Source organism: Amycolatopsis sp. NPDC058340 (assembly GCF_042723975.1).
Lineage (GTDB): Bacteria > Actinomycetota > Actinomycetes > Mycobacteriales > Pseudonocardiaceae > Amycolatopsis.
Genome location: NZ_JBHXIB010000090.1, coordinates 1 through 17,263 on the forward strand (window position 1 = coordinate 1; position 17,263 = coordinate 17,263).

Sequence of the window (17,263 nt, forward strand, 5' to 3'; positions counted from 1 at the left end):
AGGACACCGCCGGACTAACATTAGAAAAGGTCTGGGACCTGGTCGAGAACCGAGAGTTCTCCCAGGTCCCAGACCTTTTTTCATACCCGAACCCGCTACACCCGTGCTTGAAGCCGCCACACGCGTGTTTGAAGGCGTAACTCGCGTGATCGCAGGGACGACACAGGTGATCAGACGGACGACACGGCCTCGCGTCACCGGGTGGGCCGTGTCGTCCGTCTGATCACGAGTGTCGTCCCTGCGATCACGGGTGCCGTCCACCTGATCACACGAGATACGGCTTCAAGCACACGAGATACGGACCCAAGCACACGAGACACGGGCCCAAGCACGCGAGACACGGGCCCAAGCACGCGAGACACGGCCACAGGCACACGAAATACGGCCTTGGGCACGAGGGACGACAGCCTGGGCACGCGAGCGAGGGGCACGGGCACGCGAAGGAGCGGGAGACCCGACCGCATTTAGAGGACTAAATGCGGGAAGGGGCGAGCGCGGGGAGGGTGTCGGCGAGCGGGCCGCGGACGACGGCGGTGGCCATGGAGTCGTAGGGCGTCTCGGTGCCGTTGCAGATGACCACGGCGGCGCCGGCCCGTGAAGCGACGCTCACCAGCGAGGCGGCCGGCTGCACGCTCAGGGAAGATCCGGCCACCAGCAGGAGATCGCTGTCGGAGACGGCGGCGCGGGCGGCGCGGAGCAGGTTCTGGTCCAGGTGCTGGCCGAACGACACGGTGGCCGACTTCAGGATGCCGCCGCACACCAGGCAGGGCGGGTCGGCCTCGCCTGCCCGGACGCGTTCCAGCGTCGAGCGCATGTCCCGGTGATCGTCACAGGACAGGCAGACGGACTCGAACATGGTCCCGTGGAGTTCCAGCACCCGCTCGGGCGGAGAGCCCGCCTTCTGGTGCAGCCGGTCGATGTTCTGGGTGACGATCCACGCCGGCGACAGGCGCTCGAGCGCGTAGTGCGCCGGGTTCGGCACGGCGTCCCAGCCGGGATGCACCAGCCGCGCCTGCCAAGTCCGTTCCCGGACCTCGCGGCTGCCCTGGTACGCCTTGAGGTTCGACATCTTCTCCGCGCCCGGGTCGCGGGTCCACAGCCCCTGCGGGCCGCGGAAGTCGGGGATCCCCGAGTCGGTGGAGATCCCGGCGCCGGTCAGTGCGACGATCCGGCCGGCGCCGGCCACGAGTGAGCGGGCGGTGCTCAGGGTGCTGGTCACCGGCCCATCATCCCTCTACTTGAGCGCGCTGCCCGCCTGCCAGTTCGCCCACGACTTCGACCAGTCGCCGTAGAGGTCCCACACCGGCAGCTGCGGGCCACCGGAGTTGGTCACCTCGACGACGTCGCCGAGCCCCATGTTCTGGTAGAACCACTGCGCGTTGGCCGCGTTGAGGTTGATGCAGCCATGCGACACGTTCGAGCTGCCCTGCGCGCCGACACTGTTCGGGTTCTCGTGGACGAACTCGCCGTCGTTGGAGATGCGCAGCGACCATTTCTCGTTCGCCTTGTAGTACCCCGGCTGCCCTTGGCAGACGCCGTACGTGCACGAGTCCATCGTGTAATTCTCGTGTTTGTCCGAAATGACGTGCGCGCCCAAATGGGTCGGCGTGGCGTCCTTGCCCATGGAAATGGGCATCGATTTCGCGAGCTGGCCGTTGTGGAAGATCTGCATCTGCTCGGTGTTGCCGTCGGCCTTCGCGACCCAGGAATCATGCACTTTGTACGTTTCGGTGCGATCGGTGGCGCCGTACACGCCATTGCCGAAATCGACGCCGTAGATCATCGCCGACACCTTGAGCGTCGTCCCAGGCTGCCAATACACCTTGGGGCGGTAGTGGACGTTCTTGTCGTCGATCCAGTACCAGGAGCCTTCCTGCTTCGGCGTGGACTCCACGGACAGCTTCTTCTCCACCTCGGCCTTGTTCTTCACCGGCTGGCCGAAGGTGAACACGATCGGCTGCCCGACGCCGACACCGCCGGAAGCGACCGCCGAGGGCGCCGGGATCAGGTTCGGGTTCGCCTGCTGCTTCGGGCTCAGCGTGGAGAGCCTGCTCTGTTGCTCGACGGGCTTTCCGTCGGTGCCCTGGGCATGCGCCACGATCTTGTAGGTGCTGCCATAGCCGAGCGGTTCGGTGGTCTTCCAGCTGAGCCCGTCGCTCGCCAGTTCGCCCTTGACCTGGTTGCCCTTGTCGGCGTTGCTGACGGTGACGTCGATCAGCTTGCCGTGCTCCGCCTTGACCACCACCGGGGTCGCCGGATTGACGTTCGTCCCGCCCGCCGGGTCGATGGTCACCGAAACCGGGCTTTCGTCCGATCCCGCGCTCGGGCCGGAGGAATCGGAAGCGCCGGTGCCGCCGGATGACGAGCAGGCCGAGATCAGCAGTATCGCGGCGAGTATTCCGGCCGTCGAAAGTAATGTCTTCTTGGGAAACATATGGTTCTCTTTTTATGTCGCGCCATCAGCGGAAAGTTCTCTTTCAAAACTACGCGACGAAGAAGACGTGATCGCTGCCGGATGGTTGCCTGTCAGGCCACGACGAGACCGGGCGCACCATAAAGACCGGGGCCATCGACCCTCAATTCACCCAAATAGGTCTTCGCGGCTTCGTAGGCCTCGGCGGTCAGTGCCGCGGTGTGGCTGAAGTCGAGCGGGCTGACCCGCACCGGCTTCGGCCCCGGCACGTACACCACGGGCACTTCGGCCGCGGCGATCGGCGCCTCCAGGACCGCCTGGTTCCGCATGCTGATCATCGCGGTGAACATCATCACCTCCGCGAAGGTCTGCGGGGTGCCGGGCATCTTGCCGGGGAAGGCGCAGTCGAGGACGACGAGCGATTTCGCGCCCATGGTGAGTGCCTGGCGCATCGGCACGTTGGCGACCAGGCCGCCGTCGTAGAGCATGCGCTCCCCGAAGGGCACCGGCGGATAGATCCCCGGGATCGCGCAACTGGCCAGCAGAGGCGCCAGAACGGGCCCGGAACGGATCAGCAGCGGCTCCGCGGTGTCGACGTCCGTCGCGACGACACCCAGCGGCAGCGCGAGATCTTCGAACCGGACGCCTTCGCCGATGTGCTCGTCGACGATCGCGGCGAGCCCGGTGTTGGGGAACAGGTTGGTCTTGCTGTGCCGCAGGGTCCGCACCTGACTGAGCACGCCGCCCGGGAAGGCCTCGTGCCGTGTCATCCGTGACCAGATCCGGTCGAGCCTGCCGCCTGCTTCACCCCCGAGGGCGAGGACGGCGGCGTTCAACGAGCCCACCGAGGTGCCGACGACGAGATCGGGCGCGACGCCCGCTTCCGTGAGGGCGCGCAGCATCCCGACCTGCATCGCCCCGAGACTGCCGCCGCCACCGAGGACGAAACCGATCGGCTGGGGCAGGTTCAGGGCGGCCATGCCCGGAATCTAGTCGTCCGCGCCGATCTTCGCCGGGGTGGCTTCTTCGGCCGTGACCGCGAGCGCTTTCTTCTTCTTGTAGCGCAGCAGGAAGAACACGGCGACGCCGACGAGTACGCCGACGATGACCAGGCCGCCGGTGTTGAGCGCGCCTTCGACCTTCTTGGCCGCCTCGCCGAGCGCGGCACCGATGCCGATGTGGATGGCCGACCAGCAGGCCGCGCCCGCCGCGGCGGCGGGCAGGAACTTCCGGAAGGGCAGACCCGAGGTCCCGGACGCGGCCGGGGTCAGCGTGCGGATCACCGGGAGGAAGCGCGCGAAGAACACCGCCCACGCGCCTCGCCGTTCGAGCACACCCGTCGCCTTGTCCCAGGCGTCGAGGCCGTACTTGCGGATCAGCTTCGTCTCGCGCAGACGCGGGCCGAAGCGTTTGCCGATCGCGTAGCCGAGCGAGTCGCCGAGTGCGGCGCAGACCGTCACGACCGCCCACAGGGTGAGGAAACGCGAGACCGACGTCGCCGTCGTGGCCGCGACCAGCAGCCCCGATTCACCGGGGGCGATGAAGCCGAGCCCGATGGTGCATTCGGCGAACACGAGTCCGCCGGTCGCCGCGACGAGTCCCGGTTCCGGGAGTCCCTGCAGCCAGTTCAGAAGATCAGTTACCAACGCCACCAGGTCACTTTACTGATTCGTGACCTGGTGGGTGGCGATGTCGCGAAGAGGGTGACCGGAGTCACCGTGCCAGCAGCGAGCTGGCTTCCTGCGCGGCGGGACCTTCGGCGGCCAGGTGGGCAAGGTTCTCCGACAGCGGCTCCCCGCGGTGGGCCTTCGTCTGAGCGAAAAGGCGACCGGCCCGATACGACGAGCGTACGAGCGGCCCCGCCATCACACCAGCGAAGCCCATCGCTTCGGCTGCCTTCGAATGTTCGACGAACTCTTCGGGCTTGACCCAGCGGTCCACGGGGTGGTGCCTGGGCGAGGGCCGCAGGTACTGGGTGATGGTGAGGATCTCGCAGCCCGCGTCGACCAGGTCCTTCATCGCGGGCGCGACCTCTTCCGGCGTCTCACCCATGCCGAGGATCAGGTTCGACTTCGTCACCAGACCCGCCTCACGCGCGCGGGTGATGACCTCCAGCGACCGCGCGTAGCGGAAGCCGGGGCGGATGCGCTTGAAGATCCGCGGCACGGTCTCGACGTTGTGCGCGAGCACCTCGGGGCGGGAGCTGAAGACTTCGGCGAGCTGGTCGGGATCCGCGTTGAAATCCGGGATCAGCAGTTCGACCCCGGTACCCGGGTTCAGCGCGTGGATCTGACGGACGGTTTCGGCGTACAGCCACGCGCCGCCGTCTTCCAGGTCGTCGCGCGCGACGCCGGTGACGGTCGAGTAGCGCAAACCCATCGCCTGGACGCTTTCAGCGACCTTGCGCGGCTCGGTGCGGTCCAGCTCGGCGGGTTTGCCGGTGTCGATCTGGCAGAAGTCACAGCGCCGCGTGCACTGGTCCCCACCGATCAGGAACGTCGCCTCACGGTCTTCCCAGCACTCGTAGATGTTGGGACAACCGGCTTCTTCGCAGACGGTGTGGAGGCCTTCACGGCGCACCAGGCCTTTGAGTTCGGTGAACTCCGGACCCATCCGGGCGCGCGTCTTGATCCACGACGGCTTCTTTTCGATGGGAGTCTGGGAATTCCGGACCTCGAGCCGCAACAGCTTGCGGCCATCTGGGGCAGCACTCACACCGTCACCCTACGCCCGCCGGAGCAGTGCTCGCCGCTCACGCGGGGTCGGGGGTGACGCCCGTCAACTTGGTGGTCAGATCCCACAACGCGGCACCGAGTGATTCGCTCCTAGCGGCGGCCAGCGGGCGCACCTTGACCGGGGCGCCGCGAAGTCCGCCGAGCCCGCGAGGGCCGATGTAATCGCCGCCTTCGGCCTCGGGGGAGGTCGCCGCGAACAGCTGCGGGAGGGTGCCCTGGCGGGCGTTCTGCGCGATGAAGATCTCGCCGATCCGGTTGCCCCCGGCGACGAGCGCGCGCACCACCCGGTTGCGGTAGGAACGGGCCATTCCCGAACCGAGTCCCGTCCAGGTGTAGCCGGGGTGCGCCGCCACGCTGACGACATCCTCGCCCGCGGCGCGCAGCCTGCGGTCGAGTTCGAGCGCGAACACCTGATTGGCGAGTTTCGACTGGCCGTAGGCCGAGCCGGGGTTGTACATCCGGCGTTCGAAGTTCGGGTCGGCGACGTCGATGCGCGCGCCCGTCGCCGCGACACTCGACAAGGTGACGACGCGCGCTCCCGAGCCGTTGCGCAGTGACGGCATCAGCAGCCAGGTCAGCACCGCGTGCCCGAGATGGTTCGTGCCGAACTGGGTTTCGAAACCGTCCTTGGTGTGGCCGCGCGGGGTCGCCATCACACCCGCGTTGTTGACCAGGACGTCGAGCTTGCCGTCCGTCAGCTCCTGGACCTTCTTCGCGGCTTCGCGGACCGAGTCGAGGTCGACGAGATCCAGCCGGACGAGCTCGGGTGCGTCCCCGGTCGCGGCCGCGCGCACCTGCTCCAGCGCCTTGGCGCCACGCTCCGGCGACCGGCAGCCGAGCAGCACGCGGGCCCCCTTGCCCGCGAGCACCTCGGACATCCGCAGCCCCAGCCCCGAGTTCGCGCCGGTGACGAATACGGTCCGGCCGGTCTGATCCGGGATGTCGGCCTCGGTCCAGCGCGCGTGAGCAGCCATGCGGGTCACCTAACTACATCGTCGGCCGTGCCGCTACGCCAGGTCAGGCGCTCGGCGCGAGCAACCGGAGCAGGTGACCCATGGGGCTGCGGCGGCGGGCGGGCTTCGCGTGCCGCCCGTGCCGGAGCAGGGTGGCGAACGCGCTGCCGACCTTGGTGATCTCCTCGGCCGGCTCGTTGCCGTCGGCCAGCCCCGCCGTCAGCGCGAGAGTGCGCAGCTCGGCTTCGTGGCCAGGGATCAGCGCGGGGCACCGCTCGAGGGCCGCGTCGAGAACGGCGCGGAGGGTCTCGTGTTCGGTGGTGGCGCTGTTCCAGGCGCGGGTGACGGCTTCGACCCGGTCGAGCGCGAGGTCCTGGTCGGCGTAGTCCGGATCGGTCATCTCGGCGCGGAGGTGACCGGCGAACACCTGGTTCCACTTGTACCGAAGGGCGACCAGAAGCTCCTCTTCGGTCGCGAAGTACTTGGTGGCGCCAGGGATTTCTTCGAGTGAGATCGCGTCGGACGGGTGGTGACCCGCCTGGCGCAGTGCGGCTTCGAGGATGTCGCGCCGCTGGTAGAAGTCGTTCCAGCTCATGATGTGGGCTCCCCTCCGTGACCCGGTTCATACCGCAGGTTTGCGGCATACTCCCGGTACGGACCTGACAGCAGCCAACATACCATGGGTATGGAGCGGGACCGGCGGCGTAAAGTTGTGAAGGTGGCGACAATGAGGTCAAGGCGGCTGGACTACTCCGAGTCCACCCGGTCGGCACTCGTCGAGAGTGCCGTTGAGCTGTTCACCAAACGTGGGTACGCGGGCACGTCTCTCGACGAGATCGCCAAGCGGGCCAGGGTGACGAAAGGCGCGCTGTACCACCATTTCAGTGGGAAGCAGGCGCTGTTCGAGGCTGCCTTCGACACGGTCGAGAGCCAGGTGTTCGACCGGCTCGAAAAGATCATGAACGGCCCCGATTCGCCGTGGGAGCGGGCGCTCGCCGGGTTGCGCGGCTTCCTGCAGAGCTGCCTCGACCCGGCGTACCAGCGCATCGCGATCCACGAGGCGCCGGTGGTGATGGGCTGGGAACGCTGGCGCGAGGCGGAGGAGCGGTGCAGCTTCGGCCTGGTCCGCACCGGGATCCAGTCGCTCATCGAGGTCGGCGAGGTCGACGACGTCCCGGTGGACGTCACCGCGCGGCTGCTGTTCGGCGCGTTGTCGAGCGCCGCGATCGAGATCGCCAGCTCGCCGGAGCCGAAGAAGGTCAGCGCCCAGGTCGAAGAGGTCCTGGTGCGGCTGCTCGTCGGGTTCCGCCGTGTTCCGCCCGCTGAGCACGGGAAAGCGAGCTGACCACTCCGTCTATAGGGTGACGGCGTGGACCTCAGGATCTTTACCGAGCCCCAGCAGGGGGCCAGCTACGAAGACCTGCTCCGGGTGGCGAAGGCCACCGAGGACGCGGGCTACGACGCCTTCTTCCGCAGCGATCACTACCTGAAGATGGGTTCGGCGACCGGGCTGCCGGGACCGACCGACGCGTGGATCACCCTCGCGGGTCTCGCCCGCGAGACCCGGCGTGTGCGGCTGGGCACGCTCGTCACCGCCGCCACCTTCCGGCATCCGTCGGTGCTCGCGATCTCGGTCGCGCAGGTGGACCAGATGTCCGGCGGCCGCGTCGAACTCGGCCTCGGATCGGGCTGGTACGACGACGAGCACACCGCCTACGGCCTCGACCTGCCGCCGATCAAAGAGCGCTTCGACCGCTACGCCGAGCAGCTGGCCGTCGTCACCGGGCTGTGGGAGACGCCGGAGGGGGAGACGTTCTCCTTCGACGGCGAGCACTACCAGCTCGTCGACTCGCCCGGCCTGCCCAAGCCGGCGCAGCGGCCCCGGCCGCCGGTGATCATCGGCGGTGGCGGCAAGAAGCGCACCCCGGCGCTCGCCGCCCGCTACGCGGACGAGTTCAACCTGCCGTTCGTGGGGCCGGACGCCGCCGCGGCGCAGTTCGGCCGCGTCGACGACGCCGCGCGCGAGATCGGCCGCGACCCCAAGGAGATCATCCGGTCGGCCGCGCTCGTCGTCGCCGTGGGCCGTGACGACGCCGAGGTCGCGAAGCGTGCTTCGGTGCTCGGGCGCGAGGTTTCCGAACTGCGTGAGAACGGGCTCGCGGGGACGCCGTCCGAGGTCGTCGAGAAGATCGGGCAATGGCGGGAGAAGACCGGGATCACCCGGCTCTACCTGCAGCTGCTGGACCTCTCGGATCTGGACCAGGTCGAGCTGATCGCCTCCGAGGTCGCGCCTCAGCTGGACTGAGCCTCGTGAGTGGTAAGGACGGTTCTAACCGTCCTTACCACTCACGAGTCGCTAGTTCTGCAGGGCGAAGGTGACGCCGGGGGCGGCCGGGGCCTCGGGGCGCGGCAGCCAGCGCTCGTCGCTCACCGGCAGCTCGCCTTCCAGCGCCGCGAGCACGGCTTCACGCGCCATCGGCAGCACCGACGCGACGGTGACCTCGCGGTCGAGCTCGTAGGAAAGCGAAGTCACGCCCGCGTCCCGGATGCCGCACGGGACGATCTTGTCGAAGGCGCCCAGGTCGGCGTTGCAGTTCAGCTCGAAACCGTGCATGGTCACACCGCGCTGGACGCGGATGCCGATCGCGGCGATCTTCCGTTCCGGGCCGCGGTCGTCGGCGGGGATCCAGACGCCGCTGCGGCCCTCGACCCGGCCGGTGTGCACGCCGAGCTGGTCGCAGACGGTGATCAGGGCCTCTTCGAGACGTCGCACGTAGTGCACGACGTCGATCGGGTCGGCGAGTTTGACGATCGGGTACCCGACCAGCTGACCAGGACCGTGCCAGGTGATCTTGCCGCCGCGGTCGACGTCGATCACCGGGGTGCCGTCGGTCGGCCTGTCCTCGGCTTCGGTGCGCTTGCCCGCCGTGTACACCGACGGGTGCTCCAGCAGCAGCATCGTGTCGGGGCCCTCGCCGTCGGCACGGGCTGTCACGTATCGGCGCTGGAGTTCCCAGGCTTCGGTGTAGTCGATCGTCCCGATCTCGCGGACGTCGACGGGCTCGGTGGCGGCACGGCATGACGTGGTCGAAGAGCTCACGTCAGCGACACTACGCGCCGCCGCGCGGCAGTGGCAGCAGGCCCAGAGCGGCCGCCGAAATCAGGCCCACACCACCCACCGCGAGCACGGATCCCGCGGTGTCGGTCAGCCAGTGCACGCCCAGCACGATGCGGCAGAGGGCGCCGAGCACCGTCGCCGCGGCGGCGATCGTGATCGCCAGGCGCGCGAGATGCGGCCGGGTCCACGCGCACAGCAGCACCGCGACGAACCCCGTGCAGGCGACGGCGACCACGTGCCCGCTCGGATAGCTCAGATCGGGGAACTCGCGAGGCCGTTCCCGGTAGAAGGCGGGTTTCGCGATCAGGCTGGTCATGCGGCACAGCAGCAGGACGACGGCCAGCTTGACGCACAGGACGGTCAGGTCGCGGCGGCGCCACGCGATCAGCGCCAGCACGGCGCCCAGCGCGAAGGGCAGCACCGGGCCGAGGACATGCGTGACCAGGCCGGCCACCTGCCCGGCGGGCCGGGTGTGCTGATCGCGGAACGCGTCGGCGAGGGCGACGTCCACCGGCGGCGGCCGCTCGTCGACGGACAGCCCGAGGATGACGAAGCCGGCCAGCAGCAGGAATCCGGCGAGGGTGTACAGCCCGCGCTGCAAGGTCATGTCGCGGCGGCCAGCGCGTCCTCGAGGGTCGGATGGCGGAACGCGTATCCAGCCTCCTCCAGCGCACGCGGCATGGCCCGTTGCCCGAACAACGCCATCTCCTCGGCCGCCTGCCCGAGAGCGATCTTCATGGCGAAACCGGGCACCTGCCAGATCGCCGGCCGGTGCACGGCGCGGGCGAGCGCCTTCGTGAAGGCGGCGTTCGTGGCGGGCTGCGGTCCCGAGAGATTCACCGCGCCCGACAGGGATTCGTTCTCCAGCGCGAAAACGATCGCGCCGACCTCGTCGTCGAGTGAGATCCACGGCATGTATTGCTTGCCGTCGCCGAGTTTCCCGCCGAGTCCCAAGCGGAACAGCGGCCGCAGGACGTCCAGGAGCCCGCCCTTGCGCGCGAGCACCAGCCCGGTGCGGATGCGCACGACACGGGCGCCGGCGGTGGCCGCGGACTCGGTGGCGCCTTCCCACGCGGTGCAGAGCCCGGCGAGGAAACCGCGTCCCGCCGGACTCGATTCGTCCACAAGGGACGGTCCGGGGTCGCCGTAGTAGCCGACGGCGGAAGCGTTGACCAGCACGGGGATCCCGTGTTCGGCGACGGCTTCCGCGAGGACCTCCGTCGGTTCGACCCGGCTGTCGAGGAGTACCTGTTTGCGGGCGGCGCTCCAGCGTCCGGGCAGCAGCGGCGCGCCCGCGAGGTTCACGACCGCGTCGACCCCGTCGAGCGCGCCGTCGGCGATCTCCCCGGCGGGGGGATCCCAGCGGCGCTCGTCGGCCGCCCGCTCCTCCCGGCGGACGAGGCGGACGACCTCGTGCCCGGAACGGCGTAACCGTGTCGTCAGGGAGGTGCCGATCAGTCCGCTCGCGCCCGCGATCAGAACTCGCATGATCCGATCGTGTCCTATCCGCGATCCGGACGCACGCTCAGGTTCTTCAGCTGCCCGGCGACGTCCGACGCGGCGGTGAGCAGCACCAGCACCGGGATCGTCGCGGCGGGGCGAAGCCGGTAACTGCCGCGCTTGTCCTGCTCGACGATCCCGGCGCCGGTCAGCGCCTTGAGATGGTGGTACAGCTGGCCGGGCGAGCCGAGTTCGGCGGCCTCCTGCAGGGCGGGCGCGGTCTGCGCGCCCTTCTCGGCCAGCGTCCGCACGAGCGCCACCCGCGCGGTGCTGGACAGGGCCGCGAGCACCTCGACCCGCGGCCCGTCCGCGAATCCCAGCACCGGACCGGGCGTGACGTCGATCGCCCAGCTCAGTTCGAGTGGCTCGGTCAGCTCGCCGTGGTAGCCGATCAGCCCGCCGGGGCTCGCCGCCGGTTCGGTGTCCTGCCGCCCTTCGAGCGCGGCGACCCTGGCTTCGAGGGCGGCGATCCGGTCGGCGAGCTCAGCGTCCATGCCGGTTATCTATACCGTCGCCTCAGCGGAGCGCTCGTTCCAGGGCCGTGAACCGCGCAGGGTCGGACAGTGCCGCGAGCACGAGTTCGACGAGTGGCAGGGCGTTCTGCACGTCCTGGTCGCTCAGGCCGGTGAGCAGCAAGGCCGCCGTGCCCGAACGCCCGCCCGGCCAGCGGACGGAAAGCCCGACGGTCAGTGTGCGGGGCAGGCTTCCGCCCTTGAAGAGCACTTCGCTCGCTCCGGGCGGCACTCGGTCCGAGAGCGGCTTCGCGAGGATCTCGCGCGCGGGTGGGTAGAGGCCCTTCGCGATGCTGCGATGAAGTGAGAACAGATCCGTCGCCGAGCCTTGACCGTGCCCCTTGATCCACGGCCATTGGGCGTCGGAGGTGGCAGGCATGTCCGGCCAGCGCCTGAAGGCTTCGGCGCGGAACCCCGGATCGCGGACGAACCGGCGCGCGACCGCGTCGCCCATCGCCCGCCGGACGGCGACCGGGCTGCCGGGCGGGGGCGCGTACTCCGGCATCATCAGCATCAGGACCTCGCCGCCGAGCGAGCGTGTGTCCGGCCTCGCCCAGCCGCCCCGCGCCGCCGCCCGCCGGAGGGCGGGATCACCGAGGCGGGTGCGGAGATAGTCCGTGGCGGCGTTGTCGCTGAAGAGGATCATCGCTTCGGCGAGCCTGGCCAAGGGGACACGCTGCTCGGGATCCTTGGCGATGCCGAAGTCGTCGCAGGGAACGCCCAGCCAGTTGAGCGCCTGGAAGTGCGCGCGGCCGTCGGCGACGAAGGGGTGGTGGGCGTCCCAGTCGCCCACCCGGATCCGCTCCTTGGGGTCGAGCCTGCCTTCGGCGACCGCGGCGGCGTACGCGCTGAGATGCACGACCTTGATCGACGAGGCCAGCACCCGCCGGACGTCGGGATCGCGCTCGGCACGGCGGCCGGCGCCGTCGTCGATCAGGACGGAGACGTCGTGCCGGTGCGCGGCGATCCAGTCGAGCCAGCCCTGTTCGGTCGTCGTGTCCGGCTGCGCCGCGCTCGCGGTCCCCGGCAGCAGCAGCGCGGCCGAGCCGGCGGCGGCTCCGGCCAGCAGATGGCGTCTGGTCAGCATGGTGAACACCCTCCCTCTTGTTTTCCGTAATTCCGGAATACTAGAGTCCGGGGTGGCTGTCAAACCGCGGGAAAGAGGAAGGCCCCCGCCCCGCCGAAGCGGGACGAGGGCCTTCACGCCACTACCAGAGGATCAGAGACCGAGCTCGTCCTCGAAGTTGCCCTCTTCCAGACGCTGCTTGATCGTCGTGACGAAGCGACCCGCGTCGGCCCCGTCCACCAGGCGGTGGTCGTAGGTCAGCGGCAGGAACGCCATCGACCGGACGGCGATCGTGTCGTTGCCGTCGGCGTCCGCGATCACGACCGGGCGCTTCACGACCGCGCCGGTACCGAGCATGCCGGACTGCGGCTGCACGATGATCGGCGTGTCGAACAGGGCGCCGTTGGAGCCGATGTTCGTGATCGTGAAGGTGCCGCCCGACAGCTCGTCCGGCTTGATCTGGCCCGAACGCGCGCGGCCGGCCAGGTCGGCGATGCGGTGCGCGAGACCGGCGAGGCTGAGCTCACCCGCGTCGTGGATGACCACCGACAGCAGACCCTTTTCGGTGTCCACCGCGATCCCCAGGTGCACCGCACCGTGGTAGGTGATCTCCTTCGTGTCCTCGTTGTAGGACGCGTTGACGTTCGGGTGCTGCTTGAGCGCCTCGACGGTGGCCTTCGCGAAGAACGGCAGGAACGTCAGGTTGACGCCCTCGCGCTCCTTGAAGGCCGCCTTCGCCCGCTGGCGGAGCTTGGCGATCTTCGTGACGTCCACCTCGTGGACCTGCGTGAGCTGCGCGGAAACCTGCAGCGACTCGCGGGTCTTCGTGGCGGTGATCTGCCGGATCCGGCTGGCCTTCTGCACGGTGCCGCGCAGAGCCGCGAGCTCCGGCGAAACCGTGGCCTTGCGCGGAGCCGACGGAGCGGCGGCGGCCGGGGCGGCGGCAGCGGGCTGCGCGGCCGGAGCCGGGGCGGCCTTCTGCTTGGCCTCGGCGGCCGCGAGCACGTCCTGCTTGCGGATGCGGCCACCGACACCGCTGCCGGACAGCGACGACAGGTCGATGCCGTGCTCCGAAGCGAGCTTGCGGACCAGCGGCGTCACGTACGGCGCGTTGTCCGAGCCGTTGTCGCTGCTCGCGGCCGGCTTCGGTGCCTCGGCCTTGGGAGCCGGGGCGGCCTGCGGAGCCGGGGCGGGCTTCGGCGCGGGAGCCGCTTCGGCCTTGGGCTCGGGCTTCGGTTCCGGCTTGGGCTCCGGCTTCGGCTCGGGCTTGGGTTCCGGCTTCGGCTCGGCCTTCGGGGCCGGGGCGGAACCGGCGGCACCGATCACCGCGAGCACCCCGCCGACCTCGACGGTCTCGTCCTCGCCTGCGCGGATCTCCAGCACGGTGCCGGCGACCGGGGACGGGACCTCGGTGTCGACCTTGTCCGTGGAGATCTCGAGCAGCGGCTCGTCGACCTCGACGCTCTCGCCGACCTGCTTGAGCCACCGGGTGACGGTGCCCTCGGTGACGCTCTCGCCCAGCTCGGGCAGCTTCACCTCGGTGCCTTCGCCGCCCGAAGCCGGCGCGGTGTCCGGCTGGGACGGCGCGGAGGCCTCTTCCTTCGCGGGCTCCGGCTCCGGCTCGGCCTGCGCCTCTTCGGCGGCCGGCTCGGCCGAACCGGAGGACTCCGGCACGCCGCCGGTCCCGTCGTCGATGACGGCGAGTTCGCCGCCGACCTCGACGGTCTCGTCTTCCTGAGCGCTGATCTTCACGACCTTGCCGGCGACCGGGGACGGGACCTCGGTGTCGACCTTGTCCGTGGAGATCTCGAGCAACGGCTCGTCGACCTCGACGGTGTCGCCCTCCTGCTTCAACCACCGGGTGACGGTGCCCTCGGTGACGCTCTCACCGAGCTCCGGCAACGTGACGGAGTAGGCCATCGTTCGCTGACTCCCTTGATATGTCTTGCTTGGTCTGGTTCTTCGACGGTGAGACGTCAGCTGTGGACGTGGAGCGGCTTGCCCGCCAGGGCGAGGAACGCTTCACCGAGGGCCTCGGTCTGCGTGGGGTGCGCGTGGATGAGCGGGGCGACGTCCTCGGGGAAGGCCTCCCAGCTGTAGATCAGCTGAGCTTCGCCGATCAGCTCGCCGACGCGGTCGCCCACCATGTGCACGCCGACGACCGGCCCGTCCGGAGCCTTGATCAGCTTGACCCCGCCGGAGGTCTTGAGGATCTGGCTCTTTCCGTTGCCGCCGAGGTCGTAGGTGAAGGTGGTGACGTCGGAGCCGTACTTCTCCTTCGCCTGCGACTCGGTGAGGCCGACCGAAGCGACCTCGGGGTGCGAGTAGGTGACGCGCGGGATGCCGCTCTCGTCGATCACGCGCGGCTCCTGGCCGGCGATCTCTTCCGCGACGAAGATGCCCTGCTGGAACCCGCGGTGCGCGAGCTGCAGGCCGGGGACGATGTCGCCGACGGCGTAGACGTTCGGCAGGTTGGTGCGCAGGCGGTCGTCGGTGAGGACGAAACCGCGCTCCATCTTGACGCCGGCCTCCTCGTACCCGTGCCCGGCCGAGTTCGGGCCACGGCCGACGGCGACCAGGAGCAGGTCGGCTTCGAGCGTCTCGCCGGACTCCAGCGACACGCTGACGCCGTTGTCGTCCTGCTTGGCGCCGGTGAACCGGACGCCGGTCTTGAAGGCGATCTTGCGACGGCGGAAAGCGCGCTCGAGCTGCTTGGACGCGTACTCGTCCTCGTTCGGGACCAGGCGGGGCAGCGCCTCCACGATGGTGACGTCGACGCCGAAGGACGCCCAGACGGACGCGAATTCGACACCGATGACACCACCGCCGAGGACGATGGCCTTCTTCGGGATGTAGTCCAGCGAAAGCGCCTGCTCGCTGGCGATGATGCGCCCGCCCAGCTCCAGGCCCGGCAGCGTCTTCGAGTACGAACCGGTGGCGAGGATGACGTTCTTGCCGGTGTAGCGGGTGCCGTCGACCTCGACGGTCGTGCCGCCGACGAACGTCCCGGTGCCCTCGACGAGGGTCACCTTGTGCGCCTTGGCCAGGCCCTGGAGGCCCTTGTACAGGCGCGAGATGATCCCGTCCTTGTACTTGTTGACGCCGGCGATGTCGATGCCTTCCAGCACGGCCTTCACACCGAAGGTCTCGGCGTCGCGGGTCTCGTCGGCGACCTCCGCCGCGTGCAGGAGGGCCTTGGTCGGGATGCAGCCTCGGTGGAGGCACGTCCCGCCAAGCTTGTCCTTTTCGATCAGGGTGACGGAAAGGCCCAGCTCGGCCGCGCGGAACGCGGCGGCGTAGCCGCCCGATCCGCCACCCAGGATCACAAGGTCGGCGGAGGTGTCGGTCACTTCAATAACTCCTCGGCAAGCGGTAGGGGTGGTGCTCTGGCGCCGCTCCGCGCGGTATACGCGCGCGCGGACACTTGCCATCTTGTCACTACGTGTGGAGAGCCTGCGACCTAGGCCGCGTCCTGTGACCCACGGGACACGACCCGCGCGGGCCGCCACGCTGAGCACACGCCCGCGTCGGGATAATGGACATCGGACGCGAATGGGAAGTGAGGTGGTCGGAGTGGGTCTGTTCGACTCGCTGCGCCGGCGCTCTAAAGGCGGGCAAAAGCCCGGTACGCTGCGGAAAGCCTCTTCAAACGACTTCAAGCATCTTGAGGAGTGGGCGTCTTCACGGACCGGTGTCGAGGCGTACGTGGAGCCGAAGACCAACGTCACCGAGACCACGGTCGTCCTCATCGCGCATGACGGTGAGTGGACCCGGCGCCGGATCGAGAGCCTGGACGCGGCGCAGCAGTTCGGTCACAAACGGTCGATCCCCGTGTACGAGGTCGCGAGGGTCGGCTACCCGAAGCGGATGCGGGAGTACACCGAGCGGAAGAAGCGCGGCGAAGCCTGACGCGGGGGTTTCCGGGAACTCACGCGGATTGCGCCAAAAGGAGCAGGTGCCGCTCCAGCAGCGCACGGAACGCCGGATGCACCGTCGTGCCCAGCGCCGGGTCGATCTCGACCGTCCGCCACTGCTCACCCGCGGCCGTCAGTAGCACGACGGCCGGATCCGCGATCACGACGACACCGCCTTCCGCGCGCAGTTCCGCCGTCCCGAGCAGCCGCGGGAAGACGACGTCCGCGGGCAGGCCGTCGCAGGTCCGGAGGAATTCGCGGTAGTCGCCGGGCAGCCGGAGCCCGAGCCGCGCCTCGGCCGCGTCGATGGTGCGAGGTGACGCCGCCGGGGGAGCGGTGCCCCCGCCGCGCAGCCGGAGGATGCCCCCGATCAGCTCGCGCCAGGAGCCGGTGTCGGGCGGGTAGCGCTCGTACAGCGCCGCGACCAGCGCCCCGGCGCACAGTTCCGTCCAGCCGCCGAGCCCGAGCGGGTCCGCGCCTGCGGCGAGCCGGGGCGCGAGGCGCCGGGTCGCGGCGAGCACGGCGACGTCCGGCCGGCCTTGTCGCGACGCGATCTCCGCCCAGGCGTCCAGGTCGCCGCGCGCGACGGCCTCACGCAACCGATCCGGGCGCGCCGGTCCGAGATACGAGACGGCCTCGCCGATCGGGGAGCCGCCGAGCAGACCGTCGAGATCGGACACCCGCCGAGCGAGATGGTCGTCGTGGGCGCGTTCCTCGGCGTCGAGGTCGAGCGGGATCATCCCCGCCGCCCAGTCCGGATGCGCTCCTCGCGCTTCGAAGAGCATCGCCCACGCGCGGGCCTGCACGGCGCCGGGGACCAGCGCCGTGACGGGACGTTCGGTGAGCGCGTGCCAATGCGTGACCAGCCGGTCGGCGTCCGCCATCGCCCCGGACGCGGCGAACAGCAGCGCCGCGTGCCCGATCCGGTCGTCGAGCGTCGCGTCGTCGCCGCTGAGCACGTCCCTGATCGCGCCTTCGAGATACGCGTCCCTGTCCACGGCACCGACCCTGCCACAGATGCGCGTGAAGGCCCCCTTCCCTCGGCTCAGCCG

The 17,263-nt window shown here is 69.5% G+C and carries 18 protein-coding genes; 3 read left to right on the forward strand and 15 right to left on the reverse strand.

The features are described 5' to 3' along the window. Nucleotides 1–472 precede the first annotated feature (472 nt). From ACFWIW_RS41465 to ACFWIW_RS41495, 7 genes are all read right to left on the reverse strand, one after another. Entirely contained in the window at nt 473–1,219 is a 747-nt protein-coding gene (locus ACFWIW_RS41465; protein WP_378373497.1) for an NAD-dependent deacetylase, read from the reverse strand. A gap of 15 nt (nt 1,220–1,234) precedes the next feature. Further along, entirely contained in the window at nt 1,235–2,434 is a 1,200-nt protein-coding gene (locus ACFWIW_RS41470; protein WP_378373498.1) for an Ig-like domain-containing protein, read from the reverse strand. A gap of 92 nt (nt 2,435–2,526) precedes the next feature. Continuing rightward, nucleotides 2,527–3,393 carry a patatin-like phospholipase family protein gene (locus tag ACFWIW_RS41475; protein WP_378373499.1) on the reverse strand — a complete coding sequence of 289 codons (867 nt, stop codon included), beginning with the start codon at nt 3,391–3,393 and terminating at the stop codon, nt 2,527–2,529. A 9-nt stretch (nt 3,394–3,402) separates the two neighbouring features. Further along, on the reverse strand, nt 3,403–4,065 hold the full coding sequence (locus ACFWIW_RS41480) for a DedA family protein (protein WP_038510102.1): 663 nt from the start codon (nt 4,063–4,065) through the stop codon (nt 3,403–3,405). Between the two features lie 61 nt (nt 4,066–4,126). Continuing rightward, nucleotides 4,127–5,128: a lipoyl synthase gene (lipA, locus tag ACFWIW_RS41485; protein ID WP_378373500.1), complete on the reverse strand. Its 1,002-nt coding sequence runs from the start codon at nt 5,126–5,128 to the stop codon at nt 4,127–4,129. 37 nt (nt 5,129–5,165) lie between these two features. Continuing rightward, a complete protein-coding gene (locus ACFWIW_RS41490; RefSeq protein ID WP_378373501.1) occupies nt 5,166–6,122 on the reverse strand; it encodes an oxidoreductase in 957 nt (318 codons plus the stop codon). A gap of 43 nt (nt 6,123–6,165) precedes the next feature. Next, nucleotides 6,166–6,696, reverse strand: a complete 531-nt coding sequence (locus ACFWIW_RS41495; RefSeq protein WP_378373502.1) for a hypothetical protein — start codon at nt 6,694–6,696, stop codon at nt 6,166–6,168. 132 nt (nt 6,697–6,828) lie between these two features. Here ACFWIW_RS41495 and ACFWIW_RS41500 point away from each other — a divergent pair, with 132 nt between their 5' ends. After that, nucleotides 6,829–7,446, forward strand: a complete 618-nt coding sequence (locus ACFWIW_RS41500; protein ID WP_093938700.1) for a TetR/AcrR family transcriptional regulator — start codon at nt 6,829–6,831, stop codon at nt 7,444–7,446. Between the two features lie 24 nt (nt 7,447–7,470). Continuing rightward, nucleotides 7,471–8,406: an LLM class F420-dependent oxidoreductase gene (locus ACFWIW_RS41505; protein WP_378373503.1), complete on the forward strand. Its 936-nt coding sequence runs from the start codon at nt 7,471–7,473 to the stop codon at nt 8,404–8,406. 51 nt (nt 8,407–8,457) lie between these two features. On the opposite strand, the gene lipB is transcribed toward ACFWIW_RS41505, so the two are convergent. The 7 genes from lipB to lpdA all read right to left on the reverse strand — a co-directional run bounded on the left by lipB (nt 8,458) and on the right by lpdA (nt 15,647). Then, nucleotides 8,458–9,201, reverse strand: coding sequence for a lipoyl(octanoyl) transferase LipB (gene lipB, locus ACFWIW_RS41510; protein WP_378373504.1), 744 nt, complete (start codon nt 9,199–9,201; stop codon nt 8,458–8,460). Nucleotides 9,202–9,211: 10 nt separating this feature from the next. Next, nucleotides 9,212–9,826, reverse strand: a complete 615-nt coding sequence (locus ACFWIW_RS41515; RefSeq protein ID WP_378373505.1) for a phosphatase PAP2 family protein — start codon at nt 9,824–9,826, stop codon at nt 9,212–9,214. Then, nucleotides 9,823–10,707: a TIGR01777 family oxidoreductase gene (locus ACFWIW_RS41520; RefSeq protein ID WP_378373506.1), complete on the reverse strand. Its 885-nt coding sequence runs from the start codon at nt 10,705–10,707 to the stop codon at nt 9,823–9,825. The genes ACFWIW_RS41515 and ACFWIW_RS41520 overlap by 4 nt, the downstream gene beginning before the upstream one ends. Nucleotides 10,708–10,721: 14 nt before the next feature. Further along, the gene (locus ACFWIW_RS41525; protein WP_378373507.1) at nt 10,722–11,213 is read right to left on the reverse strand and encodes an ArsR/SmtB family transcription factor; all 492 of its coding nucleotides are present in this window, start codon (nt 11,211–11,213) and stop codon (nt 10,722–10,724) included. A 22-nt stretch (nt 11,214–11,235) separates the two neighbouring features. Continuing rightward, complete coding sequence (locus tag ACFWIW_RS41530) at nt 11,236–12,318, reverse strand: serine hydrolase (RefSeq protein WP_378373508.1); 1,083 nt, start codon at nt 12,316–12,318, stop codon at nt 11,236–11,238. 132 nt (nt 12,319–12,450) lie between these two features. Further along, a complete protein-coding gene (gene sucB / locus ACFWIW_RS41535; protein ID WP_378373509.1) occupies nt 12,451–14,217 on the reverse strand; it encodes a 2-oxoglutarate dehydrogenase, E2 component, dihydrolipoamide succinyltransferase in 1,767 nt (588 codons plus the stop codon). A gap of 56 nt (nt 14,218–14,273) precedes the next feature. After that, nucleotides 14,274–15,647, reverse strand: a complete 1,374-nt coding sequence (gene lpdA, locus ACFWIW_RS41540; RefSeq protein WP_378373510.1) for a dihydrolipoyl dehydrogenase — start codon at nt 15,645–15,647, stop codon at nt 14,274–14,276. Nucleotides 15,648–15,861: 214 nt separating this feature from the next. Here lpdA and ACFWIW_RS41545 point away from each other — a divergent pair, with 214 nt between their 5' ends. Beyond that, nucleotides 15,862–16,206, forward strand: coding sequence for a hypothetical protein (locus ACFWIW_RS41545; protein WP_020630431.1), 345 nt, complete (start codon nt 15,862–15,864; stop codon nt 16,204–16,206). A 19-nt stretch (nt 16,207–16,225) separates the two neighbouring features. Here ACFWIW_RS41545 and ACFWIW_RS41550 read toward each other — a convergent pair whose 3' ends face one another. After that, on the reverse strand, nt 16,226–17,209 hold the full coding sequence (locus ACFWIW_RS41550; protein ID WP_378373511.1) for an SMI1/KNR4 family protein: 984 nt from the start codon (nt 17,207–17,209) through the stop codon (nt 16,226–16,228). Nucleotides 17,210–17,263: the final 54 nt, after the last annotated feature.